This is a genomic window from Gordonia sp. ALPHA1B1, assembly GCF_005502615.1.
Classification (GTDB): Bacteria; Actinomycetota; Actinomycetes; order Mycobacteriales; family Mycobacteriaceae; genus Gordonia; species Gordonia hongkongensis.
Map to the genome: position 1 here is coordinate 1 of NZ_SCOC01000039.1, position 16,104 is coordinate 16,104.

Genomic DNA, 16,104 nt, shown 5'->3' on the forward strand with positions numbered 1-16,104 from the left:
TCGTGTTCATCAGATGGCTCCACAGCCACCAGAGTGTCGGTCATGATGCGACCTTCCTGCCCCCGACACACCGAGGGCGGTAAGGCCACTTACACCGTTCTCACGACAGTCCCTCCGCAAGCTCCGGCCGCTCCTCAGGGAGCAGGTGGTGAGGCGCTCGCTACACGCGTGAACGGTGGGTGGCGAGCCGGGGCGCGGCGGGCGAACTACAGTGAGTTGGTGCGATCGGCCGGACGAAGGGTAGTGGTGTGACGCGGGTGGCTTGTTGGCTCGGCGTCCTGGTCGCCGTCTTGGTCGTCGTGACCGGATGCGTGGACAACGAGGCGCGGGAGCGCGCCGGTCAGGTCGTGCCGATCGACGTCGACGTCGCGACGGTGCCGGAGATCGCCGCGCTGGTCCCACCGGAGATCGCGCGCACCGGACGCCTGATCGTCGGGGTCAACATCCCGTACCAGCCGAATGAGTTCAAGGACGCATCGGGAAAGATCATCGGCTACGACGTCGACCTGATGAACGCCGTCGGCAAGGTGCTCGGACTCGTTCCTGATTACAAGGAGTCCCAGTTCGACACCATCATCCCCTCGGTGCAGGCCGGGACCTACCAGCTGGGGATGTCGTCGTTCACCGACACCCTCGAGCGCGAGAAGCAGGTCGACTTCGTGACCTACTACAGCGCGGGCGTGCAGTGGGCGCAGGCAAGCGACAACGACGACGAGATCGACCCCGACAACGCCTGCGGCCTCCGGGTCGCGGTGCAGACCACCACCTACGAGGACACCGACGAGGTTCCCGCCAAGAGCGCGGCGTGCGTCGCTGCGGGCAAACCGGCGATCGACAAGGTCCGGTTCGACAGCCAGGACGAGGCCGTCAACGCACTGATCCTGGGTCGGGTGGACGCGATGTCGGCCGACTCGCCGGTCACGGCCTACGCGATCAAACGCACCGACGACCGTCTGAAGCCCGCCGGCGGGGTCTTCGACTCCGCGCCGTACGGGTGGCCGGTGCGGAAGGGCTCACCGCTCGCGCCCGCACTGCAGCGGGCCGTGCAGTACCTGATGGACAACGGACAGTACGAAGAGATCGCGGCCAACTGGGGCCTCGAGGAGGGCATGATCGATGTCTCCGTCATCAACGGCGCGGTGAGCTGACATGACGTCACCGCACAGCACCGCCGCGTCACCGCCGGGCGAACCCGAACCGATCGAGGCGGTTCCGCTCCGTCGTCCCGGACAGTGGGTCGCGGCGGTGACCATCATCGTGTTGGGCGCACTGTTCGTCTACGGTGCCGCCACCAACGAGGCCTACAGCTGGGGCACGTACGGCAACTATCTCTTCGACTCGCGAATCCTGTCGGGGGTCGGTTACACGCTCGCTTTGACCCTGCTGTCGATGACCATCGCCATCGTGCTCGGCGTCGTCCTCGCGATCATGCGGTTGAGCCCGAACCCGGTGTTGCGCGGCACATCTTGGGTGTATCTGTGGATCTTCCGCGGCACCCCCGTGTATGTGCAGCTGGTCTTCTGGGGCCTGTTCCCGGCGATCTACAAGCAGATCGACCTCGGCATACCGTTCGTGCACCAGTTCGTGTCGCTCGACATCCAGACGCTCAACGCCGCGTTCCTCTTCGCGGTCATCGGACTCGGCCTGAACGAGGCCGCGTACATGGCCGAGATCGTCCGCGCGGGTGTGTCCTCGGTCGGTGAGGGGCAGACCGAGGCGTCGGTGGCACTGGGTATGTCGTGGGCGCAGACCATGCGACGAACGGTGCTGCCCCAGGCCATGCGGGTGATCATCCCGCCCACCGGCAACGAGCTGATCAGCATGCTCAAGACCACGAGCCTGGTGGCGGCGGTGCCGCTCACCCTCGACCTCTACGGACGACAGCGGGACATCTCGGGCGTGATCTTCGAGCCGATCCCGCTGCTTCTCGTCGCGTCCACGTGGTACCTCGTCATCACCAGTGTCCTGATGGTGGGCCAGTACTACGTGGAGCGCTACTACGCGAAGGGCGCGACCCGGCAGCTCACGGCGCGGCAACTCAAGACGATGGCCGACGGCGCGGCCACGGCGCCCGGCGGCGCCGCCGGGCCGGCAGGGGGAGAGAAGGCATGAGTCCCGCAGAAGACACGGCCGCACCGGCCGCCGGCGGATCGCCGCCGCCGATGGTGGTGGCCGACCGGGTCTGCAAGAGCTTCGGTTCGGTCCAGGTCCTCAAGGGGATCTCGCTGGAGGTGGCGCGCGGCGAGGTGCTGTGTCTCATCGGTCCGTCGGGATCGGGGAAGTCCACGTTTCTCCGCTGTGTGAACCACCTCGAAGTCGTCAACGCCGGCCGGCTCTACGTCGACGGTGATCTGATCGGCTACCGGGAACGCAACGGCAAGCTCCACGAGATGAGTGCCAAGGACGCGGCGACCCAGCGACGCGACATCGGCATGGTGTTCCAGCATTTCAATCTGTTCCCGCACCGCACGGCCCTCGAGAACGTGATCGAGGCGCCGATGCAGGTGAAGCGTCAGTCGCGTTCGGAGGCGGTCGACAAAGCCCGCTACCTGCTGGACCGGGTCGGCCTGTCCGACCGGGCCGACGCCTATCCGGCCCAGCTGTCGGGTGGCCAGCAGCAGCGTGTCGCCATCGCGCGTGCGCTCGCGATGGACCCCAAACTCATGTTGTTCGACGAACCCACCTCGGCGCTCGACCCCGAACTCGTCGGCGATGTACTGAAGGTGATGCGTGAGCTGGCTGCGTCGGGCATGACCATGCTGGTCGTCACGCACGAGATGGGTTTTGCCCGGGAGGTCGCCGACCAGCTCGTGTTCATGGACGGCGGCGTCGTCGTGGAGAAGGGGAACCCTCGTCAGGTCCTCGCCGATCCGAGAGAACAGCGCACCCGGGAGTTCTTGTCGAAGCTGCTGTGAGCGCCGCTAGTCGGGCTTGTGGCTGCAGAAGATGGCTGTTCCCGGGAAGTAGCTGCCGCGCAACGGGCTCCATTGCCCCCAGGTGCGGTCGAAACCGTCCGGCCACTCGGGTTCGATGATGTCGTCGAGAACGAACCCGGCGGCCCGGAGTTCGCGAACACGGTCACCGATGGTGCGGTGGTGCTCGACGTAGGTCAACGTTCCGTCGGCATCGGTCTCGGTGTACGGCGTGCGGTTGAAATAGGGGATCCGTACGGTCAGGCCCTCCGGCCCGGGATCGTCGAGGAACATCCAGCGCATCGGGTGGTTGACGGCGAAAACCCAACGCCCCCCGGGTTTCAGGACCCGTGCGACCTCGCTCATCACGCCGGCCGAGTCGGCGACGAACGGTACAGCGCCGAAGGCCGAACACGCGGCGTCGAACGACGCGGACGCGAAGGGCAGGGTCTCGGCGGTCGCCTGGACGAGCGGGACACGCACGCCTTCCGCCGCCATCGCGTCGAGTCCGATGCCCAGCATCCGCCGCGACAGGTCGACGCCGACTGCGCGCGCGCCGTGCGCGGCCAGCCATCGGGCGCAGGGCGCCGAACCGCAGCCGATCTCGAGGATGTCCTGGTCCTCGATGTCCCCCAGGAGCCGAACATCGGCCTCGCGTAGACCCTCCGGACACCACACGAAATCTCCGCCCGCGGCATGGGCACCGAGGAAGTCGCCGTGCTCGACGTGATAGTTCTCCGCGTCGTGATCCCACCACCACCGGCTGGCACGGTCACTGGTCGCGGAGTCGACCTCGCCGAGGATCCTCGGGGGACGGCTCGACCCCGGGCCGTTCGATGTGGTTTGTTCGGATTCCGCCTGGTTGGGGGACATCCTGCGATGATAAGGCCATGGTCTGTCTCACTCTGCTGGGTCCGGTGGACACACCGGATGACGCGGGTGTGTCCCGACCGCAGTTCGGCACCCCTCGCCTCCGCTGTCTGCTCGCCGCCCTGGCATTGCGCGCGAATGCGGTGGCCGATGTGGACTGGCTGACCGACATCCTGTGGGCCGACGCGCCGCCGGCCACCCCGGAGTCGGCCCTGCACAACCTCGTCTTCCGACTACGAACCACCTTGCGGCGACGTCAGGTCGACGGCCGTCTGCGAGTCGTCACGACCGCGCCCGGGTACACGCTCCTCGTCGATCGGACCGATGTCGACGCACTGCTCTTCGACGACACCGTGGCACGGGCCGTCGCCGTCGTGGATGTGGAGCCCCAGCTGGCTGTCGATCTGCTCGACCAGGCCGAGAGTCTGTGGCATGGAACGCCATACGGCGAGTTCGCCGACTGTGCCTGGGCGCAGCCGGAGGTCGGGGCGCTCCTCGAACGGCGTGTCCTGGCCGCGGAGACAGCTGCCGATGCCCTGGTCACCCTCGGCCGTCCGGAAGACGCCTATGTCCGGTTGCTGCCCTTCGCCGATGATCATCCCTATCGCGAGGGGCTCCACCTCAGGGTCATGGCGGCGTTGTGGCGGACGGATCGCGCGGCCGAGGCGCTCGATGCCTACCAACGGTTGCATCGACGCCTCGCGGAGGACCTCGGCACGGACCCGGCCCCGTCGGTCCGCGAACTGCATGCCCGCATCCTCGACGGGGCCCCGCCGCCGCGCCGCGTCCGCGGGGATCGGCGGCCGGCCGGAACAGGCGCGGTACCACATACCGAAATCGGCGCGGCGAGCCATGATTCGGGCCAGCTGATAGGCCGGGATGCCGACCTGACGGGCCTGACGGCAACCGTGCGGGGACGCGGGGTCTTCACGGTCCTCGGCCCCGGTGGTGTCGGCAAGACGGCGCTTGTCCGGCACCATGTCCGGTCGGCGAGTGACCGTCCCGTCTGGTTCGCCGAACTGGCAGCGGTCGCGAGCCGCGACGCGGTGGTGCACCTGGTGGCTTCGGCGACGGGCCTGTCGATGCGTCGCGATGTCGCGGCCCTGGACGCACTCACCGGCGCGCTGACCGGTCGACGCGGACTGCTCGTGCTCGACAATTGTGAGCACGTCCTCGAGGCAGCGGTCGAACTCGTTGTCGCGCTGCAGGATCGGTGCCCAGATGTCACGGTGCTCGCGACCTCGCGGGTGCCGCTGGGAATTGCCGCCGAACAGATCATCTCCCTTGATCCACTTCCGGTGCCGGACGTGGATGCGGCGCCCGCCGCCATCGAGTCGTCGGATGCCGTCCGGCTGTTCTGTGTCCGTGCCCGGGCACGCGATCCACGCTTCGAGCTGAACGAAGCAACGGCGCCGGCGATCGCGGAGATCTGCCGACGGCTCGACGGCCTGCCGCTCGGCGTCGAGCTCGCGGCGACGAAGGCGCGCGCGATACCGCCGGCAGTGCTCGTCGACCGACTGCACTGGCGTTTCCGGGTCCTGCGCGGTCCGCGCGGGATCGCGCCCCGGCACCGGAGCCTGCACGCACTCGTCGACTGGTCCTATGGACTGCTGAGCGACTCGGCGCGTGGTCTGTTCGACGTCCTCAGCATCTTCCCCTCCCGGTTCGGACTCGACGATGCGGAGTTCCTGGCCGCGGCGACGGGAGTGCTGGACCGCGAAGACGTGGCCGATGCGATGGCCGAACTGGTCGACGCGTGCATGGTGTCGGTCGATCCGGGGGGCTACCTCCTCTTGGAGACGTTGCGTGCCTTCGGTATCGATGCACTGGCGAGTCGGGACGCCCTCGACGGTGCGCGGTGTGCGCACACCGCGTGGGTCGCGGATTGGCTCGGTCCGTTGGGGTGCGAGGTCTACGGTCGCGGACACCTCGACGCCGCGCGCCTGATCGATGAACGGCTCGATGACGTGCGGCAGGCGATCGACCATGCGAGTGTTCACGATCCCGCTCTCGCCGACACGATCCTGCAGGGGTCGATCCCCTTCCTCGAACTGACCATGAGTCCGGAGGTCACCGCATGGGCGCGGATGCTCATCGACCGTCACGACGACTCGTCGCTCGGGTCCGCGGTGTGGGCGGTGTCGGCCGGCGGTGCCCGCTTCGATGGCGACCTGCCGACCGCGCGGCGGTGCACGCGCCGGGGCCTCGACGCCGGCCCAGACCCGTCGGTCCGCGTCTACCTCCACATGATGCTCGTGGACATCGGCCTGTTTCAGGGGGATCTCGACACTGCGCTCGACGACGCGCGGACGTTCCGCGAACTCGCACTGGCGGCCGGGATGCCGGGGGCGGCGCACATGGCCGACATCAGTGCACTGCTCATCCGCGCCTACCGCGGCGAGGACGCGTACCCGGCTGCGCGGTCCCTCGAGATCGCCTGTGCCACAGCGGGTGAAGACGTTGTCGCGGCCTGGTGTCGCTACGTGTCCGGCGAGTGTCTGCTCGACGCCGATCCCGGGCGGGCGCGGCAACTCCTCGAGGGTGCCATCGAGTCCGCGCGCCGGCACGGTGACCGGTATCTGCTCGGGGTGGCGATGGCGTCGCGGGCGTCGATCGAGGCCCGTTCCGGCGCAACCGACGCCGCCGCCCGGTCGTACGTGGAGGTGCTCGAGCATTTTCGGCAAGCGGGAAACTGGACGAATCAGTGGGTGACCCTGCGCTCGGTGATCGACGTCCTGGTCGATCTCGGGCGGTGCGAACAGGCCGCTCTGATCCTCGGTGCCACCCGGCGAGCACACGAGGTGGCCGGGTCCGATCCGTTCGGGAACGACGTCGGGCGACTTGGTTCCGTCGAGAATCGAATCCGAGCCGCGCTGGGCGAGGCGGTGACGGACGATCTCGTCGCGACCGGTGCCGCCACGGCTCCGTCCGATGTCGTCGACGTCGCCGTCACCTCGTTGCGGGCCGGGCGCGCACCGGCGGGGTCAGGTCGTCAGCTCGTAGAAGCGGAAGAAGCTGAAGTCCTCGATGGGTAGGACCGTCACGCCCGCGTAACCCGCGTCGTGCGCGTACCGACGCAGCGTCGACGGTCGGAACACCGTGCCGGTGGCCGCGGACGGTGGTGAACTCATCGAGTCCGGCAGACACACCAGCAACGAGAACCCGTACATGATCTTGTCGAGATCGTCTGCGGGACCGTCGAACTCGTCGGATACGGCTTCGTCCATGACGATCAGCGAAGCTCCGGGCGCCAGTGCGCGCCGGACCGCGGCGAGGACCTCGACCGGCCGCGGCATGTCGTGTAGGCACTCGAACGCGAAGGCGGCGTCGAACGGGCCGTGCGCCGCGGCCTCGTCGCCGTCGGCGACGAGGAACGTCACGCGGTCGGTGACACCCGCCGCCTCGGCATGCGCACGGGCCATCCGTACCGACGCCTCGTCGACGTCGAGCCCGATGAAGGTGGCCTCCGGGTAGGCCCGCGCGAGTGCGATGGTCGAGTGGCCCGCTCCGAACCCGACGTCGGCGATCCGCGCCCCGGGCCGGGACAACCGCTCGTGCAGGGCTTCGACACCCGCCAGCGCGGGCGCGAGGCGTGCGTCGAACCAGGGCCGGTTGAGATCGGCCTGGCACTCTCGCGCGTCGGCGCCCAGGGTTTCCCAGCTCACGCCCCCACCGTTCCGGTAGGCATCGAGCAACTCCGGCAGATGGCGTGCCGACGCTGCGAACATGCGGGGGAGGGCGCCGAGGTACGACAGGCTGGTGGTGTCGGTGAGTACCTCGGCGACGCCCGGCGAGATCGCGAAGGTGTGCGGCCGGGTGGTCAGGTCCGCGTCGAGAATGCCGAAGGCGCTCTGCATCTCCAGCCATTCCCGGGCATAGCGTGCGTTGGTGTCGGTTCGTTCGGCCAACCCGTCGGCGGTGAGGGGTCCCGATTCGGCCAGGCATCGGTACCACCCGAGGCGCTCGCCGAGGTACACGCTCATGGTCTCGGCGGTGGCGAGCGTCGAACCGAAGAGTCGTTCGGCGAACTCGTCGGCGCTCGGTGCTGGTCGGTCGGTGGAGGATCTCAGTGTTTCGGTCATGCCCAGATCATCGGGCCGTGGGCTCTCAAGTCACTCTCATCGTGATCTCGGAGTTCTTCACCCGGTGCCGGTGGGACGCGCTCGTCGCCGTGGCGACGACGTGGGTCACAACCTTCGACGACCCCGGGTCCGAAGACCCTGCTTGGGTAACCTGAGCGCCGTGGGCGACCAGACTTGCCGATGCGGTCACGACCGATCGGCTCACGAGCACTACCGGACGGGTACGGATTGCGCGCTCTGCGGCGAGCGGTCCTGCCCGCGGTTCCGTCCGGACTCCCGGCTTCGTCGGCTACTCGGCGCGTTGCCGGGCCGACGGGGGAACGGCGGCTCCTCCGTCTGACTCCGCAGCGCGATCAGCAGGCCCGCCCCGCGAGCACGACGTCGGTTCCCGCATCTGGGTCCCAGCGTCGCAGTGCGGTGAACTCGCCGACGATCTCGGCGCGTATGTCGAGGATGTCGAAGGCGCGGACGAGCTGTTCGGCGTCCATCCGCCGCGCGAGGGTGACGTGCGGGGTCCACTGCCCGGGAGTGGTGTGCGCGAACGGCATTCGGCGACCATCGGTCGAGGCTGTCGCCGTGTCGGCCGGCTCGGGGTCGACGAACTCGGCGGACAGCCGCGAGACCTGGGCGTGGACCGACAGTAGTTCGCTCGACGGCACCACGAGCCGCGCGAGCGTGGATCGTCGGCCACCGCCGAAGACGATCGGAGCGCCGAGCCGCATGCCCACCGGCAGACGCATGGCGACCGCGGCCAGTGCCGCATCGGCGTTCCCGTCGATCCGGGACGCGGCCACCAGCGTCACGTGTGGCCGATTCGTCGGCGACGCGACGCGACCCTGATGGGGGAGTCCGGCTGCGGCGAGGGCGTCCCATTCGGCCCGAACCTGCTGGTCGGACGAGTCGTCGAGGAGGAGTTCGAGTGAGTGCGCCACGTGGGGATCGTCTCATTTTCCGCCGGGCCGCACGTCCTGGCGGCCTCGTGCGACGAGCCATTTGCCCAGCACAATGCCGCTGGAGTAGGCTTCTACACGCGCGTGTGCCCGATGACGCGCGGTTCGCACCTGCCCTGACCGGTGACAGGCCGGTCCAGGTGGTGTCGATCAACAGAGCTTTGCAGAATCGTACCTACTACACACCTGTCCGGAGCAACTCAACATATGTCGTCCCCCACGATCACCTCGCCGCAAGTAGCCGTCAATGACATCGGCACTGCCGAGGACTTTCTCGCCGCCATCGACTCCACGATCAAGTACTTCAACGATGGCGACATCGTGGAAGGCACCATCGTCAAGGTCGATCGGGACGAGGTTCTGCTCGACATCGGTTACAAGACCGAAGGCGTCATCCCTTCTCGCGAACTGTCGATCAAGCACGACGTCGACCCCAATGAGGTCGTCAACGTCGGTGACGAGGTCGAAGCCCTGGTCCTCACCAAGGAGGACAAAGAAGGCCGTCTGATCCTCTCCAAGAAGCGTGCGCAGTACGAGCGGGCTTGGGGCACCATCGAGGAGCTCAAGGAGAAGGACGAGGCCGTCAAGGGCACCGTCATCGAGGTCGTCAAGGGCGGCCTGATCCTGGACATCGGCCTGCGCGGCTTCCTCCCGGCATCGCTCGTGGAGATGCGCCGCGTCCGCGATCTGCAGCCGTACATCGGCAAGGAGATCGAGGCCAAGATCATCGAACTCGACAAGAACCGCAACAACGTGGTCCTGTCGCGTCGCGCATGGCTCGAGCAGACCCAGTCCGAGGTCCGCAGCGAGTTCCTGCACCAGCTGCAGAAGGGCCAGGTCCGCAAGGGCGTCGTGTCCTCGATCGTCAACTTCGGTGCGTTCGTCGATCTCGGCGGCGTCGACGGTCTGGTTCACGTCTCGGAGCTGTCCTGGAAGCACATCGATCACCCGTCCGAGGTCGTCGCCGTCGGCGACGAGGTCACCGTCGAGGTCCTCGACGTCGATCTGGACCGCGAGCGTGTGTCGCTGTCGCTCAAGGCAACTCAGGAAGATCCCTGGCGCCAGTTCGCCCGCACCCACGCCATCGGCCAGATCGTGCCGGGCAAGGTCACCAAGCTGGTGCCGTTCGGTGCGTTCGTCCGGGTCGACGAGGGCATCGAGGGTCTGGTCCACATCTCCGAGCTGGCCGAGCGCCACGTCGAGGTGCCGGATCAGGTCGTCGCCGTCGGTGACGACGCGATGGTCAAGGTCATCGACATCGACCTGGAGCGTCGTCGGATCTCGCTGAGCCTGAAGCAGGCCAACGAGGACTACACCGAGGAGTTCGACCCCTCGAAGTACGGCATGGCCGACAGCTACGACGAGCAGGGCAACTACATCTTCCCCGAGGGCTTCGACGCCGAGACCAACGAGTGGCTCGAAGGCTTCGAGAAGCAGCGTGAGGCATGGGAGGCCCGGTACGCCGAGGCCGAGCGTCGCCACAAGATGCACACCGCCCAGATGGAGAAGTTCGCCGCTGCTGCCGCAGAGGCCGCCAACGCCCCGACCGACTACTCGTCGGCGTCGGAGAGCCGCGGCGGATCGTCGTCGAGCAGCAGCTCGACCGGCGGATCGTCGGCCGGCGGTTCGCTGGCCAGCGACGAGCAGCTCGCCGCACTGCGTGAGAAGCTGTCGGGCAACGCCTGACACGCCTCGCTCACCGAGCACCATGAAGAAGCCCTCCCGGGAAAACCGGGAGGGCTTCTCTCGTTCTCACACTCGGCGGTCAGTCGGGCGGCCCGGTCCGACGCCCCGCACTCCAATAATCGCGGGCGTCGAAGGTCGTCAGAGCCGCCCACCGCAGCGGCATCCGGCTCGGTGGTCCATCCGGGTGTTCCGCGCCACCGGCAACTCCGCTGAGCCGTGCCTCGAAGTCGCGTAGGCGGAGGGCCAGCGAGGGCTCTCGATCGACGGCCGCGGCGAGGGCGTAAAGCGTGGCGAGGATGTGCAGGCACCGGTCGCCGCGGGCGCGGCAGGAGCAGTCGGCGACCTCGAGAACCGGTGACGACCACGACGCCGCTTCGATGAGGCGACGATGCATGTCGTCGGTCGGTTCGGTGGACTCGCCGAGCACCTCCCGCAGCGTCGTCGCGGTGGCCGGGGACATGGCATCGAACTCGAGGTGTGCCATCGACGCCTCGCCGCCACGCTGCACCAGACCGCTGACCGAACGTCCGTCGACGGTGAGCGTGACGCCGCCGTTGCGGGCGACACTGCGGGCTCGTGGCGCCGAGGCGTTGGGGCCACGCGCCGAGATCGGCTCGGCGAGCCGGACGATCTCGGCGCCCCAGCGGGTGAACCCGAATTCGGCAGGAGTGCTGGTCATCGCGCCTCCCGGTGACGCCGCAGGATGTCCATCAACCGCTCGTCGTCGAGGCCGGTCAGCTCGGTGAGAGCGGACGTGTCGTCCGCGTGCGCGCCGAGCGCGGACTTGCGCCGGTGCAGGCGATCGATGTGCTCTTCGAGGGATGTGGCCGAGGTGAGGGTGGTGATCGTGACGGGACGTTCCTGGCCGATTCGGTGCACGCGGTCGGACGCCTGGGCCTCGACCGCCGGGTTCCACCAGCGGTCGAAGTGGATGACGTCGCAGGCGCGCGTGAGGGTGAGTCCGACGCCGCCGGCTTTGAGGCTCATGACCATCAGCCCGGGGCCATCGCCCGACTGGAAGGCGGCGACGAGTTCGTCGCGACGGCTCGCCGAGAGACCGCCGTGGAAGAACGGTGCGTCGACCGCCAGTTGTTCGGCGAAGTGCCGGACGAGCAGTTCACCGGTTTCCCGGTACTGGGTGAAGACGAGCGTGGGGGAGCCGGTACGCAGGTTGTCACCGAGGATCTCTGTGCACACGTCGAGCTTGCCCGAGCGTCCCGCGAGCACCCGGGTGTCGCCGGTGACGAGGCCGGGATGGTTGCAGATCTGCTTGAGCCGGGTGAGTGTGGCGAGAATCCGTCCGTGTCGTTCGAATCCGTCGCCGAAGCCGGTGTCTTCCACGCGCGCGAGGTGAGCGTCGTAGAGCTGCGCCTGTTCGTCGGTCAGATCGACGAGCACCGGATTGGCGATCTTCGGCGGCAGCGCCGACGCCACGCGGGACTTGGTGCGCGCCAACATCACCGGCGCGACCGCCACCCGAAGTCGTCGCAGCGCGCCGGCGTCGCCGTCGTCGACGGCTTTGGTGAAGCGCCGCCGGAACACCGCCCGGTGAGGAAACAGTGCGGGCGCGACGACCCGGAGAATCGCCCAGAGGTCGTCGAGACTGTTCTCGATGGGAGTGCCGGTCAACGCGACGTGAGCCCGGGCGCCGACGGTGCGCGCCGCGCGCGACACCTGGGTGCGCGGGTTCTTCAGGGCCTGCGCCTCGTCGAACACGGCTGTGGCCCAGTCGAATCGACGGACATCGGCGATGCTCAGTCGCAATCTCGCGTAGGAGATCACGGTGATCGAAGCGGGCCCGTCCGGCGCATGCTCGAGGGGGCCGGTGTACACGTTCAGATCGGGCGCGAAGCGGGCCACCTCGTGACTCCAATTGGTCACGAGGCTGGTCGGGCAGACGACCAGCTGTGGTCCCTCGTTCGCCCGAAGCGTCAGCAGTCCGATCGCCTGGACGGTCTTGCCCAGTCCCATCTCGTCGGCCAGCACGGCACCGCCGGTGACCTCCGCGGTCCGGGCCAGCCAGGCGACACCGCGAATCTGATACGGCCGCAGATGGGCTCGCACAGTGTCTCGCAGTATGTCCTCGGCGGCGAGACACTCCAGCAGCGCTGTACGGGCGAAGTCCGCAGTCGTCATCGCCGTCCCGGTGGGATCGATCTCGGCGTGTGCGGCGAGCGGCAGCGGTGTCGCGGAGTCGCCGGCGAGTGTGCGTCGCCACGCTTCGACCGACTCCGCGACTCGGCTCGGATCACCCTGGTCGCACGCGGCCAGGAGCGCCGGGGGGTCGACGAGTTCGCATCGGACGTCGCGAACGACGAGGTCGCGGCCGTCAGGGACCGCGAGGCGGCAGCTGTCCGATAGGTTCCCGGCGTCGGACTGGTGGGAAGACCAGAGCGCGAACTGATGCAGGTCCGGCAGATACGTGGCCTGAGTGGGCAGCGGACACTCCTCTTGGTACGGTGTACGGAGTTGTTACTCGGTACACCGTACGGGAAAGGCGTCATAGTGTCGACCTCAGATGATGCACGCACGCTGGTCCGACTGCTCTGGCGAGCCGAGGCCGGAGACGTCGGCCCGCGGCGGGGGCCGCGGCAGCGGGTATCGGTCGACGACATCGTGACGGCGGCGATCGACCTCGCGGACGAGCGCGGGCTCGCTGCGGTCTCGATGCGCGCCCTGGCCGCCGAACTGGGCGTCGGGCCGATGAGTCTGTACACCTATGTGCCGACGCGTGATGTGCTGGTGGCGCTCATGATCGATCACGTGACGGCACGGACTCCGATGCCCGGGCCGGCGCCGACCGTCGTCGAGTCCCTGGCGGAAGTCGCGCGCGCACTGCGTGCCGAGTGTCTCGACCACCCATGGCTGCTGGCGGCCTCGCCGTGGCGCCAGGTGCTGGGCCCGCACCGTCTGGCCCGGTACGAGCGGCAGCTCGAATTGCTCGAGTCGACCGACATCTCGGATGTGCAGCGAGACCACATCATCGCACTGCTCGGTGCCTTCGTGGCCGGCAACGCCCGCGAGGCGGTCGGGGAGCGGACGGCCGCCGAGGAGTCCGGGATGAGCGACGCGCGATGGTGGGAGATCGTCGGTCCTGAACTCGCGGCGGTCATCCCCGATGGTGCGTACCCCCTGTCGGATCGGGTCGGCAGTGCGGTCGGAGAGATCCATCAGGCGCCCGGCGCCCCCGACGACGCCTTCGAATTCGGACTCGCCCGCGTGCTCGACGGGTTGCGGCCGTTGCTGTCCTGATGCCGGGGTGTTCGTGAGGAGCGGCTGTTGCGGGCCACCACCATCCCATGCGTTGTTGACAATGATTTTCATATCCATGTTCACTGTTCGGGTGTTTGCACAACGGACAAAACTGACCCGCTCTCTCGCGTTTCTCACCGCCGCGTCGTTCGCGCTCGTCGCCTGCGGGAGCGAGGATTCGAGCGAATCCGCGCCCGCCTCCAGCTCGGCCGCGGCCGTCGAGCAGCAGAGCGCCACGCCGCGCCTCGCGCTCAGCTACGACGGCGGCATCCTGGTCCTCGACGCAGAGTCGTTGGAACAGGTCGCCGACCTCCCGATCGACGGCTTCATCCGGCTCAACAGCGCCGACAACGGCCGCAACGTGTTCGTCTCGGAGTCGGACGGGTTCCGGGTTCTCGACATGGGTACCTGGACGCGTCAACACGGCGACCATGGTCACTACTACACGACGACACCGGCCCTCACCGACATGACGTTCGGCGGTGAAGAGCCGGGACACGTTGTGCCACACGACTCCCGGATCGCCCTGTTCACCGACGGCACGGGCCAGGTCGACATCGTCGAGCCCGCCGAGCTCCTGCGCGGGAACCCGGCGTCGACCTCGTTCACACTTCCCGAGCCGCACCACGGGGTCGCGGTGTTCCGTGAGGACGGCACGGTCGTCGTCACCGTCGGAAACGAGGACTCGCGCAGCGGGATTGCAATTCTCGACCCCGAGCGCAAGGAGATCGTGCGCAACGACCAGTGCCCGGGCGTGCACGGTGAGGCCGCCGGCGCCGACGGAGTCCTCGCTTTCGGTTGCGAGGACGGACTGCTCATCGTGAACGGGAACGACATCCGCAAGGTCGAGAGCCCCGACGAGTACGGCCGCATCGGCAACCAGGCCGGCAGCGAGGAGTCTCCGATCATCCTCGGCGACTACAAGTCCGATCCGGACGCCGAACTCGAACGGCCGACCCGGTTCTCGCTCACCGACACCCGCACCGGTCAGCTCCGGCTCGTCGACCTCGGCACCTCCTACAGCTTCCGGTCCATCGAGCGCGGTCCCGGCGGGTCCGCCGTGATCCTGGGAACCGACGGTGCCCTACACGTCTTCGACGCCGACACGGCGGCCAAGACCGCCACGATCCCCGCCATCGGCGCGTGGACCGAACCCGACGAGTGGCAGTCCCCGATGCCGAACGTCGTGGTGCAGGAGGGCATCGCCTACGTCAGCGACCCGGCGGCCAAGAAGATCGTCGCCGTCGATCTGAACAAGAACGAGAAGGTCGGCGAGGCGGACCTGCCGCACGAGACCATCGAACTGGCGGCCGTCACCGGCTGATCCATCAACCCGAGGAGACCTCGTCTCGACGTCGTGACCCGCTGAGGGTCATCGCGCGAGACGGGGTCTCTCGTGTTCGGCGGGGCCCTTCCTACGTGTCGCAGACGGAATTTGTCACACTGGTGGGCGTGATCAGGCTTGGGCTGACCGGTGGCATCGGGGCCGGCAAATCGACTGTGGCAAAGACGTTCGTCGAGCGGGGCGCGTACATCATCGACGCGGACAAGGTCGCCCGGGAGGTGGTCGAGCCGGGATCCGAGGGTCTGGCTGCGCTCGTCGAGGCGTTCGGTCCGGACATCCTGGCCGCCGACGGGAATCTCGATCGTCCGGCTCTCGCGGCGAAGGCCTTCGTCGACGACGAGTCGCGGCTGACGCTCAACGGCATCACCCACCCGCTCATCGGGGCGCGGACACAGGCCATGCTCGACGCCGCACCGGCCGACGCAATTGTGGTGCAGGACATCCCGCTGCTGGTCGAGAACCACACGGCGCCGTTCTTCCATCTGGTCGTGATCGTGTTCGCCGAGGCCGACGTGCGGTTGCACCGGCTGACGACCATGCGGGGTGTCGCCGAGGCCGATGCCCGTGCCCGCATCGCCGCACAGGCGACCGACGAGCAGCGTCGTGCCGTGGCCGACGTATGGCTGGACAACTCGGGCGCCCCCGAGGAACTGGCGGCATCGGCCGCCCGGGTCTGGGACGAGCGCCTCGTGCCGCTCGAGTTGAACGTCCGCGAGCGTCGCGTCGCCGAGTCGGTGCCCGGACTCGTGGCAGCAGAACCGAATCCCAATGGTCCGTCCGCGCGTCTGGTGAACCGATTGTGGGCGCTCGCCGGCGAACTGGCCACCGCGGTCGACATCGTCAACCCGGCGACGGTCGAGTTGCGGGTGACCGCACGTGACGCCGGCGCCGCGGAGGGCTTGGCGGATCGTCTCGCCGACGGTGGATTCGCACCGGCCGGACCGGATCAGTACGGGTCCTGTGACCCGGGGCGGCCGGCCACGGTGCGGGTCGTCACACGCTGACCG

The 16,104-nt window shown here is 68.2% G+C and carries 13 protein-coding genes; 8 read left to right on the forward strand and 5 right to left on the reverse strand.

What is annotated here, in order from left to right; genetic code table 11:
• The first annotated feature begins 248 nt into the window (after window positions 1-248).
• Genes FFS52_RS19750 through FFS52_RS19760 form a run of 3 tightly spaced genes read left to right on the forward strand, consistent with a single transcriptional unit; the run spans window position 249 to window position 2,915 of the window.
• Window positions 249-1,148: an ABC transporter substrate-binding protein gene (locus tag FFS52_RS19750; protein ID WP_137810686.1), complete on the forward strand. Its 900-nt coding sequence runs from the start codon at window positions 249-251 to the stop codon at window positions 1,146-1,148.
• Between the two features lies 1 nt (window position 1,149).
• Window positions 1,150-2,112: an amino acid ABC transporter permease gene (locus FFS52_RS19755; RefSeq protein ID WP_137810687.1), complete on the forward strand. Its 963-nt coding sequence runs from the start codon at window positions 1,150-1,152 to the stop codon at window positions 2,110-2,112.
• Window positions 2,109-2,915: an amino acid ABC transporter ATP-binding protein gene (locus tag FFS52_RS19760; protein ID WP_272498183.1), complete on the forward strand. Its 807-nt coding sequence runs from the start codon at window positions 2,109-2,111 to the stop codon at window positions 2,913-2,915. The genes FFS52_RS19755 and FFS52_RS19760 overlap by 4 nt, the downstream gene beginning before the upstream one ends.
• A 6-nt stretch (window positions 2,916-2,921) precedes the next feature.
• On the opposite strand, the gene FFS52_RS19765 is transcribed toward FFS52_RS19760, so the two are convergent.
• A complete protein-coding gene (locus FFS52_RS19765; protein WP_068971358.1) occupies window positions 2,922-3,785 on the reverse strand; it encodes a class I SAM-dependent methyltransferase in 864 nt (287 codons plus the stop codon).
• Window positions 3,786-3,802: 17 nt separating this feature from the next.
• On the opposite strand from FFS52_RS19765, the gene FFS52_RS19770 reads away from it, so the two are divergent.
• A complete protein-coding gene (locus FFS52_RS19770) occupies window positions 3,803-6,817 on the forward strand; it encodes a BTAD domain-containing putative transcriptional regulator (protein WP_238994901.1) in 3,015 nt (1,004 codons plus the stop codon).
• On the opposite strand, the gene FFS52_RS19775 is transcribed toward FFS52_RS19770, so the two are convergent.
• Window positions 6,767-7,864 carry a class I SAM-dependent methyltransferase gene (locus FFS52_RS19775; RefSeq protein ID WP_065632389.1) on the reverse strand — a complete coding sequence of 366 codons (1,098 nt, stop codon included), beginning with the start codon at window positions 7,862-7,864 and terminating at the stop codon, window positions 6,767-6,769. The two genes, FFS52_RS19770 and FFS52_RS19775, sit on opposite strands and share 51 nt — an antisense overlap.
• Window positions 7,865-8,217: 353 nt before the next feature.
• Entirely contained in the window at window positions 8,218-8,796 is a 579-nt protein-coding gene (locus FFS52_RS19780; RefSeq protein ID WP_137810688.1) for a 2'-5' RNA ligase family protein, read from the reverse strand.
• A 225-nt stretch (window positions 8,797-9,021) separates the two neighbouring features.
• Here FFS52_RS19780 and rpsA point away from each other — a divergent pair, with 225 nt between their 5' ends.
• Window positions 9,022-10,500, forward strand: coding sequence for a 30S ribosomal protein S1 (gene rpsA / locus FFS52_RS19785; protein ID WP_058251851.1), 1,479 nt, complete (start codon window positions 9,022-9,024; stop codon window positions 10,498-10,500).
• Window positions 10,501-10,579: 79 nt separating this feature from the next.
• Here rpsA and FFS52_RS19790 read toward each other — a convergent pair whose 3' ends face one another.
• Window positions 10,580-11,179, reverse strand: coding sequence for an SWIM zinc finger family protein (locus FFS52_RS19790; protein ID WP_137810689.1), 600 nt, complete (start codon window positions 11,177-11,179; stop codon window positions 10,580-10,582).
• Window positions 11,176-12,636: a DEAD/DEAH box helicase gene (locus FFS52_RS19795; protein WP_343212998.1), complete on the reverse strand. Its 1,461-nt coding sequence runs from the start codon at window positions 12,634-12,636 to the stop codon at window positions 11,176-11,178. Before FFS52_RS19795 ends, FFS52_RS19790 begins: the two co-directional genes overlap by 4 nt.
• 369 nt (window positions 12,637-13,005) lie before the next feature.
• Here FFS52_RS19795 and FFS52_RS19800 point away from each other — a divergent pair, with 369 nt between their 5' ends.
• The 3 genes from FFS52_RS19800 (at window position 13,006) to coaE (ending at window position 16,101) form a co-directional block, all read left to right on the forward strand.
• Window positions 13,006-13,752 carry a TetR/AcrR family transcriptional regulator gene (locus FFS52_RS19800; protein ID WP_171011684.1) on the forward strand — a complete coding sequence of 249 codons (747 nt, stop codon included), beginning with the start codon at window positions 13,006-13,008 and terminating at the stop codon, window positions 13,750-13,752.
• Window positions 13,753-13,843: 91 nt separating this feature from the next.
• Window positions 13,844-15,076 (forward strand): zinc metallochaperone AztD, encoded by a 1,233-nt coding sequence (gene aztD / locus FFS52_RS19805; RefSeq protein ID WP_068972475.1) that lies wholly within the window; start codon window positions 13,844-13,846, stop codon window positions 15,074-15,076.
• 128 nt (window positions 15,077-15,204) lie between these two features.
• Window positions 15,205-16,101, forward strand: coding sequence for a dephospho-CoA kinase (gene coaE / locus FFS52_RS19810; RefSeq protein ID WP_137810691.1), 897 nt, complete (start codon window positions 15,205-15,207; stop codon window positions 16,099-16,101).
• Window positions 16,102-16,104 lie beyond the last annotated feature (3 nt).

Coding starts and splice junctions, on each gene's coding strand:
- FFS52_RS19755 (WP_137810687.1), top strand. CDS start 1,150: ATGACGTCACCGCACAGCACCGCCGCGTCACCGCCGGGCGAACCCGAA.
- FFS52_RS19760 (WP_272498183.1), top strand. CDS start 2,109: ATGAGTCCCGCAGAAGACACGGCCGCACCGGCCGCCGGCGGATCGCCG.
- FFS52_RS19765 (WP_068971358.1), bottom strand. CDS start 3,785: ATGTCCCCCAACCAGGCGGAATCCGAACAAACCACATCGAACGGCCCG.
- FFS52_RS19770 (WP_238994901.1), top strand. CDS start 3,803: ATGGTCTGTCTCACTCTGCTGGGTCCGGTGGACACACCGGATGACGCG.
- FFS52_RS19775 (WP_065632389.1), bottom strand. CDS start 7,864: ATGACCGAAACACTGAGATCCTCCACCGACCGACCAGCACCGAGCGCC.
- rpsA (WP_058251851.1), top strand. CDS start 9,022: ATGTCGTCCCCCACGATCACCTCGCCGCAAGTAGCCGTCAATGACATC.
- FFS52_RS19790 (WP_137810689.1), bottom strand. CDS start 11,179: ATGACCAGCACTCCTGCCGAATTCGGGTTCACCCGCTGGGGCGCCGAG.
- FFS52_RS19795 (WP_343212998.1), bottom strand. CDS start 12,636: ATGACGACTGCGGACTTCGCCCGTACAGCGCTGCTGGAGTGTCTCGCC.